The organism is Streptomyces sp. NPDC048751 (genome assembly GCF_043198595.1).
Lineage (GTDB): Bacteria > Actinomycetota > Actinomycetes > Streptomycetales > Streptomycetaceae > Streptomyces.
This window is the reverse complement of sequence record NZ_JBICUX010000016.1, coordinates 140,035-156,733: the sequence shown is the minus strand read 5'-3', so window position 1 is coordinate 156,733 and position 16,699 is coordinate 140,035. Positions and strand designations below refer to the sequence as shown.

The window sequence follows — 16,699 nt, the reverse complement described above, 5'->3', positions numbered from 1 at the left end:
GCGGACTGCGAGAAGCGCCGGTTGCGGGGCGCGGGGCCAGGGTCGCCGCGTCCGAGGGACGTCTCCGCGGTGACGTGTGCGGTGGGACGTGACGGGTGATCACCGGGTGGCGGCGAGGTTGTTGAGCAGGCACCCGAGTTCTCCAGGTGCCTGAAGGTGGGCCATGTGGCCCTGGCCGGGGAGCTCATGGACCTCGGCGTGCGCGACGCGCCGCCGGACGTCGTTGAACGACGTTCCGTAGGGGGCCGTCCCGCGATTGCGCTCGCCGAGGATCAGATCGGCACGGTCCGCCCGTCGTGCCATCCCGGCAGGCGGCGATGCCGAGTTGAGCGCACGGAGTTCGGCATGCAGTGGCCTGCTGAGACGGCGCAGGGTTGCCCACCCGTGACGGTCGGCCCGCAGGGCCTCGACCTGCTGGGCGGGGAAGCCGGAGATCTGCCGGTTCACGACCTCGACACTGGTGTCCCAGTCCGCCGCCTTTTCGGCGGCCTCCAGATCCGGCAGCGCGTGACGGGCGAACGGTCGCATCACCGGCTCGTACGCGATCACGTGGGGTACCGGACGTTCGTCGGCAGCCAGCAGGGCGACCAGGCCGCCGTAGCTCCAGCCGAAGAGTGCCTGCACAGGTCCGAGATCGTCGAGGATCGCGCCAAGGTCCTCGACCTCGGTCCGAAGCGAGTACGCGCTGGTCAACGGCCCCGAAGGGGCACGGCCCCGCCGGTTCACGACGGCCACCGACGGCCAGGCGTGGAGGGTGGTCGCGACGTCTCGCCAGGCGTGCGCGGTGCGGACCTATGCCGAGCGGTACCGCGAGATCTACCGGCAGGCTCTCGCGGAGATCTCAGGCCGTCATCGGGCGGATCCTCACGGACTCGGTCCATGAGTTCACCCAGCCGAGCGACACCCACCCCGGGTGCCTGATCAGCAGCGCCGTGATGACCGACAGTACGAGCACGCTCGACACCAGCGCCTACGGCGCCGAACTCCAGAACTCCAACGAGCAGGCCCTCCTCGCGCGCATCCAGCGGGCGATCCAGGACGGTGAACTGGCGACCGGGACCGAGGCGGCGACCCTGACCGGGCTCGTCCAATCCCTCTGGCACGGACAGTCCGTGCGCTCCAACGCCGACACGGCGCGCGAGAACCTGCTCGCGACCGCCCAGTTCGCTTGCGGGCTGATCAGCCAGCACCTCACGTCATCGATGTCCTGACCCGCGACAGTGAGTGCGTCGCGTCGGTCTTGAGTTGGGGAGCCGCACCACTCCACCGATGCCGGGTGTGACAAAACCCGCTGTCGACGTCACCGGGGAGCGAGGGCCGCCCCGGCCAGGGCGGCGGATGCTGTTGAGCGAGACCGTCGGGTCGTCGAATGTGCTAACGTTGATCTTGAGCAGGTCGCCGAACGGCCCAGAACCTGCAACGCGTTGGTGGTCCAAGGAAAGACGCCCCGCTTCCTGCGGGGAAATGCAGGTGCAAGGCCTGCCCGGCGCTCAAGGAAACCCCACCCCGGACAGCCGGGGTGGGGTTGTTCGTCTCTCCGCGCGGTGAGCCGTGCCCTCGGTGTCGACGTACGGGAACCCCCGTGGTCGTACGGCGAGTCCGTCGGCTCGACGAAAGCGACCCTCGACGCCGGAAGCTCTCCACTCCGCGTGAACGGCGTCAGACTCACTCACGTGGCGGCGGACGACGGCTCCGATGCGGTTCGGATGGACGGGAACAACGGGCGCGACTCTGGTGAGAGCGACTTCTGGCGTCCAATCAGTGGCTCTGGCCCAATTCGTGTGGTCGCGTCACTAAGGGCTGTCCCGTAATCCCTGGTGGATCAGCGTGCGGCGTCAGATGCGGTGCATCGCAAGGCGGAGGGACGTCGGCATACTGGATGTATGCGGACGTTCCGACAACGCGGCGAGGTGCCGTAGCTGTCGTCGCGCGCCCGCCAGGGATAACGGGACAGCCCTTAGGCTGGCGCGGTGAGTGATGAGCGGGAGCGGGTGCAGCCGTCGGGAGTGTGGGCCACGTCGGTGGGGGTGGCCAGGGTGCGGGCGCTGGAGACCGAGCGGGAGAACGCGCTGTTCCGCGACCCACTGGCACAGGCCTTCGCCACCGCCGGCAACCTGTGGCCCTCCTCGCCGCCGCTGCCCGACGACGAGGCCGCGCGACGCCGCCGGCTGGCCGTGTCGTTCTCCATCGTCATCAGGACGAAGTTCCTCGACGACCTGTTGCAGCAGGCCTCCGCGTCCGGGGTCCGGCAGGTCGTGCTGCTCGGCGCCGGCATGGACAGCCGGGCCTTCCGGATGGACTGGCCCGAAGGCACCCGGCTGTTCGAGGTCGACACCGCCGCGCCACTGGACTTCAAGGCTTCGGTGCTGCGCCAGGAGCGGGCCGTCGCGCGCTGCGAGCGGATCACCGTCGCGGTGGATCTGCGTGAGGACTGGCCAGGGGCGCTGGCCGCCGCAGGGCACGACCCGGCCGTGCCGACCGCGTGGATCGCCGAAGGACTACTGATCTACCTGCCCGAGGACGCGGTGGAGCTGCTGATGGCCCGGATCGGCGCGCAGTCGGCGGCAGGCAGTCGGATGGGGCTGACGTTGGGCTCGCCCGGTGTGATCGAGCGCTTCGGCGCGGACGCCGCGCCCGGATCGGCGGCGTCCTTGTGGATCTCGGAGATGCCCGACGACCCGGTGGGCTGGCTGGCCGGGCACGGCTGGGAGGCCCACAGCCACACCCTGCGCGAGCGCGCTGCCGCCTATGGCCGCCCGATCGGCACCCCGCCGCAGTCCGAGGAGCGGCCCGGCGGTCTGATCTCGGCGGTCCGCCGGTAGAGCGCCTCCCGGTTCCCCGGCCCCGCCCGCGCAGGGGGGGCACCGGCCCACACCCCCGCCCCCGCGGGGGTGCACTGGACCGTATGGTTGACTACGCCCGTGTTGCACGAGTCGGTCTTGCGGACCATGGACCTGCCCGTCGGGGAGCGGTTCGACGCGTGGACGGAGTGGATGGGGCGGACGCACGCTCCGATGCAGCTGGCCAGTGAGCGCAGAGCGGACTATCACGGTCATCAGCGGCTGATCGGGCTCGGGGACGTGACGCTGTGGCCGGCGACCTTCGACCCCCTGGTGTTCCGCCGGACACCGAAGCTCGTCCGCCAGTCCGACCCGGAGGTCTATCACCTGTCCCTCCTCCTGGAGGGCGAGGGAGCGGCCAGTTGGGGCAGGCAGCAGGCCGCCTACCGCATCAACGACATCCACACCAACTGCTCGTCGCGGTCGTGGGAGATCCTCACCGGCTCCGACCCCGTCACCATCGTCGGAGTGGAGATCCCGCGCGCCCTCGTGGCGCTGCCGGCGCACCGCGCGGAGCGGGTGATCGGCCGTCGGCTGTCGGGCCGCGAGGGAGTGGGTGCGCTGCTCGCGCAGTTCCTGGTGCAACTCGTCTCGGACACGCGCCCCTACCAGCCCCTGGACGCGCCCCGGTTGGGCAACGTCGTCACCGATCTCGTCACCGCGGCCTTCGCCCATGCCGTGGACGCCGACCGCGACCTGCCGCCGGAGACCCACGCGCGGACCCTGACCCTGCTCATCAAGTCCTTCATCCGCCGCCATCTGGGCGACCAGGAACTCACCCCCGCCCGGATCGCCGCCGCGCACCACATCTCACGCAGCCACCTCTACCGCCTCTTCCGGGACGAGGGCGTCACCGTAGCCTCCTACGTCCGCGACCGGCGGCTGGAGAACGCCCGCCGCGACCTCGCCGACCCGGCCCTGCGCACGATGCCGATCCACGCCGTCGCCGCCCGTTGGGGCTTCCCCCGGGCGCCGGAGTTCACCCGCGCCTTCCGTACCGCGTACGGGGTCCTGCCGAGCGAAGTCCGCGAACAGGTGGCGAAGCGGAGGGAGACGGCACAGGGACAACACCGTGGACGCTCCGCCAAGTAGGTGGGGACCGTGTGCCAATGACGGATGGGCGATCCCGCGCGCATCCTTGTCAGCGCCGCCGGTCGGCACGACCGCCCGCGCAAGGGGCCAGGACCACAGGGGAGTCCTGGTCCCTTTTCTCATGCCCACACCCCCCGTCCGCCCGCTACGGCATGGCCGCTGAGGGAAACGACCATGTGTTCGCGGCTGTTTATTCGGTGATGGACCGGGTGAGCGATCACTTCTTTTCAGGTGCGGCAAGCGGTTTCGCGGAATAAGGAAAGTTACCTCGGGTATCCGGTCGGCAGGCGGCGACAAGGCGCCGTAAAAGGCGCCAAAAACAAGCAATTCGGACAGGATGAAAAAACTTCGTTGAATATTTGAACGCGGTGTGGAGGTCACTCGTATCGGATGACGTGACCAGGAATCCCGTTACCGTCACCCTCGCGTATGCGGTGGTGCCGGGCCGCGAGGACCACTTCCACAACTGGGGGTGGGCCGTGCTGCGCTCAGGTGCGCAGCAGCCGGGTTTTCTCGGGGGTGGCGTGCTCGTCGACGGAGAGGCGGAGTGGCATGTGGTCTACCGCTTCAATACCGAGCAGGCCGCTCGGACCTGGGAGAACTCCCTCGACTGGGTGCAGATGGCGGCCCGGCTCGAAGGGCTGGCCCGGGAGACCGGGCGCCGGACGGTGGTCGGCTCCCGCAGCTGGTTCGACGCTCAGGCCCCACAGCCCACCACACCGGCCGCGCCCCGGCCGCCCCCGAAGTGGAAATTGTGGTTCATCAACATGAGCGCGGTATTCCCGCCCGTGCTTTTATTTAATCTATTAGTGCTCCCCTATCTCGGAACCCTCAATCCCCTCATCCGGACTCTGCTGTTGTGCCTGTGTGTGACAGCGCTTGTCACCTGGATTCTCATGCCGCGACTCCAGCGTTTCTTCAAGAAATGGCTGTATCCGCCGCTGCAGGCACTCCGTGGACGGCACAAACGGCGGACGGCGTAGGGCCGAGAACGACGCAAGGGAGGTGGGCGGGTGAAGACCCTGCTCATCGACAATTACGACTCGTACACGTACAACCTGTACCAACTCATCGCCGAGGTGAACGGCGAGGAGCCGACGGTGGTCCTCAATGACACCCCGGTCGACGAGATTCCCGATCTCCGGGCGTTCGACAACGTGGTGATCTCGCCGGGGCCGGGGCACCCGGCCGATGCCCGGGACTTCGGCATCGCCGCCCGGATCATCGCCGACGCCGAGGTCCCCGTCCTCGGGGTCTGCCTCGGCCACCAGGGCATCGCGGTGGGGGAGCGCGGCCGGGTGGGCCCCGCGCCGCGACCCCGCCACGGGCACCTGTCCACCGTCCGGCACAACGGCCGGGACCTGTTCCAGGGGCTGCCGCAGAACTTCGCCGTGGTGCGCTACCACTCGCTCTCCGTCGCCGAACCGCTCCCCGAGACCCTTCAGGCCACCGCCTGGTCCGAGGACGGCGTCGTCATGGGGCTGCGGCACCTCACCCGACCGCTGTGGGGCGTGCAGTTCCACCCCGAGTCGGTGCTCACCGACTACGGCCACCGGATGCTGGTGAACTTCCGCAACCTGACGGCGGAACGCGCCCGACGGCCCCGCACGAAGAACACCGCGGTGCCCGCCGGCGCGGTCGCCATCCCGCGCCAGCGCCGGGTCTCGGCGCCCGTCCACCGGCTGCACTACCGCCGCATGGCCACCGCCGTGGACACCGAGGCCGCCTTCACGTCGATGTACGCCGACTCGCCCCGCGCGTTCTGGCTGGACAGCTCCCGCGTCGAGCAGGGACAGGCCCGCTTCTCGTTCCTCGGCGACGGAAGCGGCCCGCTCGGCGAGTTCGTGCGCTACGACGTCGAGACGGGCGTGTGTGAGATCGAGCGGCCCGACCGCCCCACGCGCAAGGTCCGCTCCAACGTCTTCGACTACCTCAAGCGGCAGTTGGCCACCCGCCACGTCGACGCCACCGGCCTGCCCTTCGACTTCACCGGCGGCTACGTCGGCTACCTCGGCTACGAGACGAAGGCCGACTGCGGCTCACCGAACCGCCACCGGGCCGCGACCCCCGACGCCTGCTGGCTGTTCGCCGACCGTCTGATCGCCGTGGACCACGAGGAGGGCGCCACCTACGCCGTCTGCCTCGCCGAGGACACCCCGCAGGCCGCGCAGGACGCCACCGACTGGCTCGACGCCACGACGGCCAAGCTCACCTTCGTGTCGGAACAGACCGCCCCGGCCGCACCCCCCGCCGCCGAGCCGGCCCCCGGCACCGCCGAGCCGTGGCTGGTCCGCGACCGCGCCCAATACCTCGCCGACATCGACTCCTGCATGCGGGAACTCAACGCCGGGACCAGTTACGAGATCTGCCTGACCAACGCCGCCCGCCTCCCCGCACCGAGCGACACCTACGACTTCTACCGGGCGCTGCGCGGCGTCAACCCGGCCCCGTACGCCGCCTTCCTGCGCTTCGGCGACCTCGACATCGCCGGCTCGTCCCCCGAGCGTTTCCTGCGCATCACCCGGGACGGCGTCGCCGAGGCCAAGCCCATCAAGGGCACCGCGCCCCGGGGCGACAACCCGGCGCACGACGCGCGTCTGAGGGCCGAACTGGCCGCCGACGACAAGACACGCGCCGAGAACCTGATGATCGTCGACCTGCTCCGCAACGACCTGGGCCGGGTCTGCCGGACCGGCACCGTGCGCGTATCCCGGCTCATGGCCACCGAGACCTACGCCACCGTCCACCAGCTCGTCTCCACCGTCGAGGGACGCCTGCGCGAGGGCACGGACGCCGTGGACTGTGTCCGCGCCTGCTTCCCCGGCGGATCCATGACCGGCGCGCCCAAGCTGCGCACCATGGAGATCATCGACGGCCTCGAGACCGAGGCCCGCGGGGTCTACTCCGGCGCCCTCGGCTACTTCGGGTGCAGCGGCGGCGCGGACCTCAACATCGTCATCCGTACGGCCGTGATCGCCGACGGCGAGCTGCACCTCGGCGCGGGCGGCGCGATCGTCCTCGACTCCGACCCGGTCGCCGAGTACGAGGAGATGCTGCTCAAGACCGTCGCCCCGATGCGCGCCTACCGGGACCGCGCCGCCGCGCCCGCAGCCGAACAGGAGCCGGCCCGATGACCACACCCCAGACGACGCTGCCCCCCGCGCACACCGAGGCGCCCGGAAACCTGGCCGCCCAGCTCGCCACCCTCGCCGAGCGGCGCGGCTGGACGGACCGGCCGGCCTTCCACCAGGGCCACACCTCCTTCACCCACGGCGAGGTGCACGATCTCGCGGCCCGCGCCGCCACCGTCCTCGCCGACCACGGCGTACGCCCCGGCGACCGGGTGCTGCTCGCCCTGCCCGACTCCGTCACCTGGGTGACCACGTTCCTCGCCATCGCCCGCCTCGGCGCCGTCGCGGTGCTCGTCAACCCCGAACTCCCCGCCCACGACCACACGTTCATGGCCGAGGACACCGGGGCCGCCCTGTGCGTGACGGGCCCGGGCCTCGACGACCGCTTCCCGCACCGCGCCCGCCTCGGCGCCGACCAGTTGGTCGCGCTCACCCCGACCGCCGAACCCACGACCACCGCCCACCTGGTCGACGCGCACACCCCGCTCTACGTCCAGTACACCTCCGGCACCACCGGCCGCCCCAAGGGCGTCGTGCACGGCCACGGCGACCCGAAGACGTACCACGACCTCATCGGCCGACGGCTGCTGCGCATCACCCCGGACGACGTCACGCTGTCGGTGTCCAAACTGTTCTTCGCCTACGGCTTCGGCAACGCCTTCGCCTTCCCGCTCTTCTCCGGCTCCTCCGCCGTCCTCGTCGACCGCCGCCCCAACCCCGCCGCCGTGGACGAACTCGTCGCACGGCACCGGGTCACCCTGCTCTACTCCGTACCGTCCGCGTACGCCGCCCTGGTGGCCGACCGGGCCGGCGGACACACCGCCTGCTTCGCGAGCGTACGGGCCGCCGTCTCGGCCGGCGAGGGCATGCCCGACGGACTCGGGGCCCAGCTCACCGAGCTGCTCGGCGCGCCGGTGCTGGAACAGATCGGCTCCACGGAGGCCGGACACGCCTTCTGCGCCAACAGCCTCCTGCACAACCGCCCCGGCACCGTCGGCCGTCCCGTTCCCGGTTTCGAGGTGGAGCTGCGCGACCGCGCGGGCCACCCCGTGCCCGACGGCGAGGAGGGCGAACTGTGGGTGCGGGGACCGACGCTGACGCCCGGGTACCTCAACCGCCCCGACGAGACCGAGCGCGCCCTGGTCGGCGGCTGGCTGAACACCAAGGACCTGGCGCGCCGCGAACCCGACGGCACGTACACCCACCTGGGCCGGGCGGACGACATGGAGATGGTCGGCGGCATCACCGTCTCCCCGCTGGAGGTGGAGTCCGTACTGCGGACGCACCCGGCGGTCGCGGAGGTCGCCGTCGTGTCCGTCACCGACCGGCTGGGCGCGAGCCGCCTGCGCGCCTTCGTCGTCCCCGCGGGCACGCTGCCACCGGGCCTGGAGGAGACGCTCATCCGGCTGGCCCGCGACCGGCTCGCCGCCTTCAAGGTGCCCCGCAGCGTCAGCTTCGTGCAGTCCCTGCCGCGCACCCCCACCGGGAAGCTACGCCGCCACCTCGTCCGCCAGGGCGCGTGGTGAGTCATGACCGTCACTGAAAGGACCGGGCTCATGCGACCGCAACAGCCCCTGCTCACCGACCGCGGCTTCTACCTCGGGCCGATGTTCCGGCAGGCGGCGGAGCGCCACGGGCCGGTCTTCGTCACCCTCGACCGGCCCCTCGACGTCCACCCCGGCCTGGGCGTCGACCTCACCTACACGGTCCTCGCCGACCTGGTCGACGAACTGTCCGCACAGCTGTGGGAGGCGGGGATCCGCCCCGCCGAAGAGGTGGCCGTCCACAAGACGGACAACGTCGACATCGTGCTGCTGACCTGTGCCCTCTCCCGGATCGGCGCCGTCCCCGCCCTGCTCTCGCCCGGCCTCGCAGGACCGGTCGTCGGCCGGCTCCTCGAACGCCTCCACACCCCCTGGCTGATCACCGACCGGGCCAAGCTGGAAGGCCCGCTGAAGGACGTCGACGTCGCCGGGCTGGTGCGGGGCACGCTCTCCGTGGACGACGCGCCGGGCGCCGTACCGCTGGAGAAGTACGCCGGGTCTGCGCCCCGCCGAGCGGTGCGGATGCACTCCAGGGAACCCGCCCTGATCACCCACAGCTCGGGCACCACGGGCCTGCCCAAACTCGCCGTGCACTGTGCGAACACCATGTGGAACCGGCTCGTACCGCAGAAGGCGATGGGCTGGCCCACCCGCGGCGAGACCGCGGCGCTGCACATGTCGTTCGTGCACTCGCGCTTCTACCACCTGCTCGGCGTCCTGCTGAGCTTCGGCAGCCCCCTGGTGCTGATCACCGACCCGGACCCCGCGAACGTCGCCCCGATCCTCACCCGGCACCGCCCCGGCATCGTCGAGACGCACCCCAACACCTTCGTCCTGTGGGAGGAGTTGGCGGACGCGCCCGGCGCACCCCTGTCCCGCGTGCGCTCCTACGGTTCCACGTTCGACGCGATCCACCCGCGCACGGTGCAGCGGCTGCTCGACGCGTCCGAGCGGCGCGCCCCGTGGCTGATCCAGCTCTACGGGCAGAGCGAGACCGGCCCGGTGGCCTTCCAGTGGTTCACCCGGCGCGGCGCGTCCCGCATGGACGGCCGCCGGGTCGGCATCGGCATCCCCGGCTTCACCCGGGTCCGCGTCGCGGACGAATCCGGCCGCAGCGTCAAACCCGGCTCGCCCGGCCGGATCGAGGCCCGCACCAGGGGCCGCATCCTCACCTACCTCGGCGCCCGCGAGCAGTACCAGCGTCAACTCGACCGCGGCTGGTGGCAGATGGGCGACATGGGCTACCGCAGCCGCTGGGGCGCCCTGTACCTCATCGACCGCGAGATCGACCAGATCGACGCCGTGCACAGCAACCTCGAGATCGAGGACACCCTGATGTCCCGCCTGGAGGAACTGCGCGAGGTCGTCATCGTGCCGGGCGCGGACCGCGAGCCCGTGCCCGTCGTCTGCGTACGCGGCGAACAGGCCCTCGACCCGGACCGCTGGCGGGAGGCGACCGCTGACCTCCCCACGCTGGCGGAGCCCCGGCAGTGGCGGTTCGAGGACCTGCCGATGACGGCCACCTGGAAGGTGAAACGCGTGGAGATCACCCGCATGCTGGCCGAGGGCGCCGTCGCATGAGCCAGGTCGTCGTGGTGGGCGCGGGGCCGGTGGGCCTCGCGGCCGCGCTCGCCCTGCGCTCGCACGGACTCCCCGTCCTCCTCCTGGAGGCCGACCCCGAGGACCGCGTACGGCCCGGCAGCCGCGCCCTGTTCGTCCACCGGGAGACCCTCCAGCTGCTGGAGGGCATGCGCCCGGGCCTGGCCGCCGAGATCACCTCGTACGGCCGGACCTGGCACACCAAACGCACCCTCTACCGCGGCCGCGAGGTGTACGCCCGCACCTTCCCGCCCCCGTCCGGCACCCCGCCCTTCACCAGCCTGCGCCAGGTCGACACCGAGCGCTTCCTGCTCGCCGCCTGCCGTGACGCCGGGGTGGAGTTCGAGTGGGACGCCCGGGTGGCGGGCGTACGGTCCGGCCCGGACTCCGTCGTCCTCACCGGCGAGGACGGCCGCACCTGGACGGGCAGCCATGTCATCGCCGCCGACGGCGCCCGCTCGGCCGTACGCCGCGAACTCGGCATCACCCTGGAGGGCGGCCACTCCGCCGGCTTCCACGTCGTCGTCGACATCGCCGACCTGCCGGGCGCGCAGCTCCCGCTGGAGCGCGTCTTCCACTACGAGCATCCCGGCCTCGACGGCCGCAGCGTCATGCGGGTGCCCTTCACCGGCGGCTTCCAGCTCGACCTGCAGTGCCGCGACGACGACCGGCAGGAGGAGTACGGCACCGAGGAGGCCGTCCGCGCCTGGGTGCCCCGGGTCGTGGGGGAGGGGTACGAGGACCGGGTCCTGTGGGTGTCGACGTACCGCTTCCTGCGCAAGGTCGCCTCGGACTTCACCGACCCGCACCACCGGGTGCTGCTCGCCGGGGAGGCGGCGCACCTCTTCCCGCCGTTCGGGGCGCGCGGCATGAACAGCGGGATCGCGGACGCCGCGGCCGCCGCCGACGCCATCGCCACGGGCACGCCCGAGGCGGTCGCGGAGGCCGCCGCCCTGCGCCGGGCGGCGGCCCTGTTCAACAGCGACGCCGCCGGCACGGCCCTGGAACACCTGCGGCCCGCGCGCCGGATCGTCAAGGCCAAACAGCGCGCCGCCGCCGCGCTCTCCCCGCTCCTGCCGTGGTGCGGTGCCTGGCTGGAACACGCGCCCTACGGACCCCGCAACGGTTCACCGGCGAGCGCCGGCCGCAAGTACTGAACGGAGACCTCGATGACCCGATCGGCCGTCCTGGAAGGGCTGTTGGCCTGGAGTCCCGGCAGCGGACTCACCCCCGCGGCGCAGGACGCCGGCGGACGGCTGCTGGCCGCCGACTCGTGGCTCGTGCGCGAGGGACGCATGCGCGGCCACGAGCGGCACCGTGAGCGTTTCCTGCGCGCCTGCGGTGAGTGCGACGGGCCGCCGCTGCGTCGGCTGATCGAGTTCTGGCAGGACGTGACCGCCGCGCTGCCCCGCACCGGCGAGTGGTTCCCCCGGGTCGAACTGGCCGCCGGCTCCCACCAGTTGCGCCTCATGCTCCGCCCGGCCCCGCTCCTGGGCTCCGGCGTGCGCGTCTGGGCCGTGGGCCAGCCCGACCCCCGCAGCCTGCCCCGCCGCAAGGGACCGGACCTCCCCGCCCTGGCCCGCGTCCGCGGCCGCGCCTCCCTCCACGGCGCCGACGAGGCCGTACTGGTCGCCCCCTCCGGCCTGGTCCTGGAGGCCGCCCACTCCAGCATCGTCTGGTGGGAGGACGACACCCTCTGCCTGCCCTCCCCCCAACTGCCCGTCCTGCCCGGCGTCACCATCGGCCTCGTCCAGGAACGCGCCGCCCGCTCCGGGACCCGCGTGGCCCACCGCGACCGCACCATCGAGGAACTCGCCGGCCGCGAGGTGTGGCTGATGAACGCCCTGCACGGAATCCGCCCGGTGACGGAGTGGACGGGAAGCTCCATGAAAGCGGGCCCGGCGCCACGGGCCGAGGAATGGCGGCCATGGCTGGATGAGCTGATGGCGCCGCTTCCGGATTCTTTTCTGTAATCACCGTTCGCACGCAGGAGCCCCGGGTCGGAGAAAGCTCCGACCCGGGGCTTGAAGGCATTCCCGTAAAGGGAAATCAATTCACCTCTGATTACTTCTGGGCGGGCTGATAGGCGCCCGGAACCATGCGCGTGGCTATCGCGATCCGGTTGTACGCGTTGATGACGGTGGCCGCCCAGATGAGCGCCGCGATCTGCGCCTCGTCGAAGACCTCGGCGGCCTCCGCGTACACCTCGTCCGGGACCCGCCCGTCGTGCACCAGCGTCACGGCCTCGGTCAACGCCAGTGCGGCGCGCTCCCGTTCGGAGAAGAACGGCGTCTCCCGCCAGGCGTTCAGCACATGGAGCCGCTGCTCCTGCTCACCCTTGGCCCGGGCGTCCTTGGTGTGCATGTCGAGGCAGAACGCGCAGCCGTTGATCTGCGAGGCACGAATGCGGACGAGCTCCAGAATCTCGTCCTCGACCTTGGCGTCCTGGGCCGCGGAAACGGCGGCCTTGTGCAGACCGCCCATCGCTGTGGACACATCGGGAGTAATGCTCTTCAGGGACACACGGGAGGGGGAATCGTTCTTGACCATGGGGAGACTCTATCCCGGCGCGAGGGAATTCCACGCCGGATTTCGGATTTATTTTCGCTCGCCCGGTGGTCGCAGCCGGTCCACTTCCTCAGCGGCGTCTCGGGCCTCCCGCTCGGCACCGGCGAGCGCGTCGGTGGCCGCCTGGTACTGCTCCTCGGCCTGCTGTTGCTCCCGGGCCGTGTGCTGGACCTCCTCCTGTGCCTTCCGCAGCCGTTCCTCGGCTCGGGCGTGACGGTCGCGGGCCTGCCCGAGGGACGCCTCCGCCTTGGCCTGCCGGGTGCGCTGGTCCCGTAGGCGCCGCTCGGCCGCGGCGGCCGAGCGGCGGGCCCGGGTGAGTTGCTCCTGGCGTTGCCGGCGTCGCTCGGCGACTTCGTCCTTCTCCCGCGCGCGGGACGTCTTCGCCGTCGTCCGCGGCGCGGCGCGGGTCGGCGGGGGCGTGTCGGAGGGGAACGCCGACGGCGGGGTGAGGGCGCCCTCCAGGCGGCCCTTGGCCCACTGCTCGGCCGCGTCCGGGTCGGTGAGGACGGCGCGCAGGGTGGACTCCACATCCTGCTGCACGCTGTCCGAGAGCCGGTGCCCGGCCTCATGGGCCAGCTGGGCGGCCTGTCGGGACAGGGCGGAGACGACCCGGCGCCGCTGCGCCGACAGCTCCTTGAGCTCGGCGGAGTCCAGGGTCCGGTAGGCCTCGCGCAGCGCCTGCCCGAGCTCCAGGAACTGCCGGCTCTCCTCCGGCCGGGAGCGCAGCAACCGGTTCGCCGCCCACGCCGCCAACGTGGGCCGGCGGGCGGCATGGATCCGGCGGGCGTCCTCGGCGCGCCCCGCCGTGCGGGCGGCGGCGGCCAGTACCTCACGGCGCGCGACGAACTCGGCGGGCGGCGTGGCGTAGAGCTCGTCGAGCACTGCCTCCACGTCGGAGCCGCTGTCGCCCTCACGACTCACACCCTTGCGCCGCATGCCCCTCAGCCTCCACCGGCCCGGGCGGCCGCGCACGTCGGATCGGCCACCCCGGGGGACGGCGCGGGTCCGGCCAGGTCGGCTGCTAGCTTCCGACGCATGAACGACAGCGTGTACGTCGGCAACGCGGGCAAGGACGCGGCCCTGGACCGGGGCTGGCTGCTCGGCCACTTCAAGGACACCGGCGACCCCCGCCACAGCGAGGACGTGGAGATCAAGTGGGGCGTCCATCCGAAGGGCGACGAACGGGCCCACTGGGTGAGGGGCGAGGAGCGAACCGCGCTGCTGGTCCTGATCAGCGGCCGCTTCCAGATGAAGCTGCCCGGCCGCGACGTCGTCCTGGCCGAACAGGGCGACTACGTGGTGTGGGGCCGGGGCGTCGACCACTCCTGGTACGCGGAGGAGGACTCCGTCGTCCTGACGGTCCGCTGGCCGTCCCTCCCCGGCTACAAGGTGAGGGACGGCGACTCCTTGTCGTAGCGGAGGGAGACGGTCACCGGGGTGGCGCTCACCGTGGCCGCCTGCCGCTCGCGAACGCTTAGGATGAGTGTTCGACGACAAGGGGGCCGTAGCTCGTGGTGAGTGACCTGGTGCGCGCGGAACTCGGGCGGGTCGACTGGGCTTCGCTGAAGTGCGGTTGTGGTGACTCCGCAGAGCACCTGCCCCTGATGTTCGAGGCGCTCCTCACCGCCGCGACCCCGACGGAGATGATCGGGTACACCCTCGAAGGCCACGTCGAGGTCGACACGAACATCTTCGCCTGCACGGCACCCGCCGTCGGCGTGATCATGTCCGCGCTGGCGGGCGAGATCTCGCCGCTGGCCCGTGGCGTCCTGCTGCAGACACTGGAGTTCGTGGCGTCGGGAGCGGACGACGAGTGCCGTGCCCGGGTGCAGGAGGGCCTGCGGACCCTGCTGCACCTCGGGCTCACCGGCGACGCGCAGGACGCCGAAACGGTGGCCGACATCTGCGAGTACCTCGAACTCGCAGGCGAGGACACCGAGTTCTACATGACCTTGCTCCGCGACCGCGCGGCCGCGAAGACCAAGCGCCGCCGCGCGGTCTGACGGGTTCGTGGCTGTCGGCCTTGTGACGGGCCGTCAGTCCAGTTCGTAGGCGAACGTGTACGGCACGGAGGGCTCGCCGTGCCTCGCCGTGAAGCTTCCGGTGCCGCGCAGGCCCGTCAGTTCCCCGGTGCCCGAGCCCGGGACCACCTCGAAGACGCAGTGCACGCTGCCGTCGGCCTCGAACGAGCCGCGTTCCTCGACGGCGAAGGCGCCCTCGTGTCCGTCGACGGTGCCGTGGAACAGCTCCATGCCGGTGTACGTGCCGGTCTTCTCCGTGAGGTAGACGATGGTGTACTCGCACGCCGTGTCGGCGGCCTCGACACCGCCGGAGAAGGTGTTGGTGACGGAGGCGTGCGCCATTCTCGGGTGGCCGTCGCTCCGGCCGACCGCGCGCTCCTCCCAGTCGGCGAAGGTGAAGTGGCCGGTGGTCTGCGTGGGCATGGATGTCCTCTCGAACGGGTCGCGCGGGCTGTCGCCCTCGGTGCTCGAGCAGTCTCTTCGCCGTACCTGACATCTCCTGTCAGGTACGGCGGACAATGTCTTCATGCGCGCCGACCGGCTCCTCTCCCTGCTCCTGCTGCTCCAGAACCGCGGGCGGATGACCGCCCCCGAGCTCGCCGCGCACCTGGAGGTGTCGGTGCGCACGGTCTATCGGGACATCGAGGCCCTCGGTGCTTCTGGTGTCCCGGTCCTCACCGACCGTGGCCCCGCGGGCGGTTACCGCCTCATGGACGGTTACCGCACCCGGCTGACGGGGCTCACCGACGCCGAGGCCACCTCGCTCTTCCTCAGCGGAGCGCCGGGACCGGCCCGCGAACTGGGCCTGGGCGCGGTCCTGGCGACCGCTCAGCTCAAGGTGCAGGCCGCGCTCCCGGCCGGACTGGCGGAACAGGCCCGCCGCGTCCAGGACCGCTTCCATCTGGACGCGCCGGCCTGGTTCAGGGACGCCGACCCGGTGCCGCATCTGGAGACCGTCGCGCGAGCGGTGTGGGAGCAACTGCCCCTGCGGGTGCACTACCGGCGCTGGCGCGGTGAGGTCCACCGGGAACTGCACCCGCTCGGCATCGTCCTCAAGAGCGGCATCTGGTACCTGGTGGCAGGAGTGGAGGAGGCGGTACGGACGTACCGGATCTCCCGGTTCCTGGCCGTGGACGCCACCGGCACGCCCTTCGAGCGACCCACCGGGTTCGACCTGGCCGCCTACTGGGAGGCGAACGCCCGGCGCCTGGAGGCCGCCCTGCACCAGGACACCGCGCACCTGCGCATCTCGCCCCGAGCCCAGCGACTGCTCCCCATGCAGTTCGGCGCGGCGGGCACACGAGCCCTGGAGAGTGCCGGTCCGCCGGACGACGAAGGCTGGGTGCGCGTGGAGATGGCCGTGGAGGCACAGGCCGTCGCGGTCAGCGACCTCCTGAGACTCGGCACGGAGGCCGAGGTCCTCGGACCTCCCGCACTGCGACAGGCCGTCGCCGAGGCCGTGACCGTGCTGGCGGACCGCTACGCGGTCGACCCGGCGTCCACGGACGGGTAGCGTCCACGGCGTTCGTGGGCGACGGAGTCGAGGATCGCGGGGGAGACGAGGCCGATGACCGCGCTCAAGCCCACTGCCGTGCGCGGCGCCCGGATCATCCTCACGTCCCGGGCGACGGTCCGACCCCATCCGGATCACCATCACGCGCGCCGAGGCCGGCGCCGACGCCTCCGCCGTCCGCGAGATCGATCTGGCGGCACCGTCCGCCAAGCGGCACCCCTCGGCATCCAGCCGAACCCGCCGTGCGGGGACGTCACGCCCCCGCACGGCCCCCGAGCCGCCCGCCTGGGACCTGTCCGGAGGATCATGCCGCAGACGCGGGGCCTGGCACGCCCAGCTGCCGCGTTGTCGCCGGTCGCCGACTCCCCCACGTTAAGTTGAAGGAAATCTG

Annotated in this window: 15 protein-coding genes and 1 pseudogene; 12 read left to right on the top strand and 4 right to left on the bottom strand. The window is 71.6% G+C overall.

Annotation, left to right across the window (positions count from 1 at the left end; all coding sequences use genetic code 11):
* Nucleotides 1-99: 99 nt before the first annotated feature.
* Nucleotides 100-765 (bottom strand): annotated as a pseudogene (locus ACGFNV_RS38520) (alpha/beta fold hydrolase); the annotation flags it as partial.
* A 170-nt stretch (nt 766-935) separates the two neighbouring features.
* On the opposite strand from ACGFNV_RS38520, the gene ACGFNV_RS38515 reads away from it, so the two are divergent.
* The 9 genes from ACGFNV_RS38515 (at nt 936) to ACGFNV_RS38475 (ending at nt 12,179) form a co-directional block, all read left to right on the top strand.
* Nucleotides 936-1,211 carry a hypothetical protein gene (locus ACGFNV_RS38515; protein ID WP_393629219.1) on the top strand — a complete coding sequence of 92 codons (276 nt, stop codon included), beginning with the start codon at nt 936-938 and terminating at the stop codon, nt 1,209-1,211.
* A 795-nt stretch (nt 1,212-2,006) separates the two neighbouring features.
* Nucleotides 2,007-2,822, top strand: coding sequence for a class I SAM-dependent methyltransferase (locus tag ACGFNV_RS38510; RefSeq protein ID WP_393629322.1), 816 nt, complete (start codon nt 2,007-2,009; stop codon nt 2,820-2,822).
* Between the two features lie 99 nt (nt 2,823-2,921).
* Nucleotides 2,922-3,932, top strand: coding sequence for an AraC family transcriptional regulator (locus tag ACGFNV_RS38505; RefSeq protein WP_393629217.1), 1,011 nt, complete (start codon nt 2,922-2,924; stop codon nt 3,930-3,932).
* Between the two features lie 395 nt (nt 3,933-4,327).
* On the top strand, nt 4,328-4,915 hold the full coding sequence (locus ACGFNV_RS38500; RefSeq protein ID WP_393629216.1) for an antibiotic biosynthesis monooxygenase: 588 nt from the start codon (nt 4,328-4,330) through the stop codon (nt 4,913-4,915).
* Nucleotides 4,916-4,945: 30 nt separating this feature from the next.
* On the top strand, nt 4,946-7,066 hold the full coding sequence (pabB, locus tag ACGFNV_RS38495; protein WP_393629214.1) for an aminodeoxychorismate synthase component I: 2,121 nt from the start codon (nt 4,946-4,948) through the stop codon (nt 7,064-7,066).
* Entirely contained in the window at nt 7,063-8,589 is a 1,527-nt protein-coding gene (locus ACGFNV_RS38490; RefSeq protein WP_393629212.1) for an AMP-binding protein, read from the top strand. Before pabB ends, ACGFNV_RS38490 begins: the two co-directional genes overlap by 4 nt.
* A gap of 30 nt (nt 8,590-8,619) precedes the next feature.
* Complete coding sequence (locus tag ACGFNV_RS38485) at nt 8,620-10,188, top strand: class I adenylate-forming enzyme family protein (RefSeq protein WP_393629210.1); 1,569 nt, start codon at nt 8,620-8,622, stop codon at nt 10,186-10,188.
* Nucleotides 10,185-11,363 (top strand): FAD-dependent monooxygenase, encoded by a 1,179-nt coding sequence (locus ACGFNV_RS38480; RefSeq protein WP_393629209.1) that lies wholly within the window; start codon nt 10,185-10,187, stop codon nt 11,361-11,363. Before ACGFNV_RS38485 ends, ACGFNV_RS38480 begins: the two co-directional genes overlap by 4 nt.
* A 12-nt stretch (nt 11,364-11,375) precedes the next feature.
* Nucleotides 11,376-12,179 (top strand): aminotransferase class IV, encoded by an 804-nt coding sequence (locus ACGFNV_RS38475; protein ID WP_393629207.1) that lies wholly within the window; start codon nt 11,376-11,378, stop codon nt 12,177-12,179.
* 91 nt (nt 12,180-12,270) lie between these two features.
* Here the strand turns inward: ACGFNV_RS38475 and ACGFNV_RS38470 are convergent, their stop codons facing one another.
* Nucleotides 12,271-12,756: a carboxymuconolactone decarboxylase family protein gene (locus ACGFNV_RS38470; protein WP_393629206.1), complete on the bottom strand. Its 486-nt coding sequence runs from the start codon at nt 12,754-12,756 to the stop codon at nt 12,271-12,273.
* A 48-nt stretch (nt 12,757-12,804) separates the two neighbouring features.
* On the bottom strand, nt 12,805-13,710 hold the full coding sequence (locus tag ACGFNV_RS38465; RefSeq protein WP_393629205.1) for a hypothetical protein: 906 nt from the start codon (nt 13,708-13,710) through the stop codon (nt 12,805-12,807).
* A gap of 99 nt (nt 13,711-13,809) precedes the next feature.
* On the opposite strand from ACGFNV_RS38465, the gene ACGFNV_RS38460 reads away from it, so the two are divergent.
* The gene (locus tag ACGFNV_RS38460) at nt 13,810-14,190 is read left to right on the top strand and encodes a signal peptidase I (protein WP_393629204.1); all 381 of its coding nucleotides are present in this window, start codon (nt 13,810-13,812) and stop codon (nt 14,188-14,190) included.
* A gap of 95 nt (nt 14,191-14,285) precedes the next feature.
* Nucleotides 14,286-14,777 (top strand): hypothetical protein, encoded by a 492-nt coding sequence (locus ACGFNV_RS38455; RefSeq protein ID WP_393629203.1) that lies wholly within the window; start codon nt 14,286-14,288, stop codon nt 14,775-14,777.
* Nucleotides 14,778-14,810: 33 nt separating this feature from the next.
* Here ACGFNV_RS38455 and ACGFNV_RS38450 read toward each other — a convergent pair whose 3' ends face one another.
* Nucleotides 14,811-15,218, bottom strand: a complete 408-nt coding sequence (locus ACGFNV_RS38450) for a DUF3224 domain-containing protein (RefSeq protein WP_393629202.1) — start codon at nt 15,216-15,218, stop codon at nt 14,811-14,813.
* A gap of 103 nt (nt 15,219-15,321) precedes the next feature.
* Here ACGFNV_RS38450 and ACGFNV_RS38445 point away from each other — a divergent pair, with 103 nt between their 5' ends.
* Complete coding sequence (locus tag ACGFNV_RS38445) at nt 15,322-16,308, top strand: helix-turn-helix transcriptional regulator (protein WP_393629201.1); 987 nt, start codon at nt 15,322-15,324, stop codon at nt 16,306-16,308.
* Nucleotides 16,309-16,699: the final 391 nt, after the last annotated feature.

Excerpts from the sequence above, each read along its gene's own strand:
- ACGFNV_RS38485 (WP_393629210.1), top strand. The coding sequence starts at position 8,620 with ATGCGACCGCAACAGCCCCTGCTCACCGACCGCGGCTTCTACCTCGGG.
- ACGFNV_RS38470 (WP_393629206.1), bottom strand. The coding sequence starts at position 12,756 with ATGGTCAAGAACGATTCCCCCTCCCGTGTGTCCCTGAAGAGCATTACT.
- ACGFNV_RS38515 (WP_393629219.1), top strand. The coding sequence starts at position 936 with ATGACCGACAGTACGAGCACGCTCGACACCAGCGCCTACGGCGCCGAA.
- ACGFNV_RS38490 (WP_393629212.1), top strand. The coding sequence starts at position 7,063 with ATGACCACACCCCAGACGACGCTGCCCCCCGCGCACACCGAGGCGCCC.
- ACGFNV_RS38460 (WP_393629204.1), top strand. The coding sequence starts at position 13,810 with ATGAACGACAGCGTGTACGTCGGCAACGCGGGCAAGGACGCGGCCCTG.
- ACGFNV_RS38450 (WP_393629202.1), bottom strand. The coding sequence starts at position 15,218 with ATGCCCACGCAGACCACCGGCCACTTCACCTTCGCCGACTGGGAGGAG.
- ACGFNV_RS38475 (WP_393629207.1), top strand. The coding sequence starts at position 11,376 with ATGACCCGATCGGCCGTCCTGGAAGGGCTGTTGGCCTGGAGTCCCGGC.
- ACGFNV_RS38480 (WP_393629209.1), top strand. The coding sequence starts at position 10,185 with ATGAGCCAGGTCGTCGTGGTGGGCGCGGGGCCGGTGGGCCTCGCGGCC.
- ACGFNV_RS38465 (WP_393629205.1), bottom strand. The coding sequence starts at position 13,710 with ATGCGGCGCAAGGGTGTGAGTCGTGAGGGCGACAGCGGCTCCGACGTG.
- ACGFNV_RS38445 (WP_393629201.1), top strand. The coding sequence starts at position 15,322 with ATGCGCGCCGACCGGCTCCTCTCCCTGCTCCTGCTGCTCCAGAACCGC.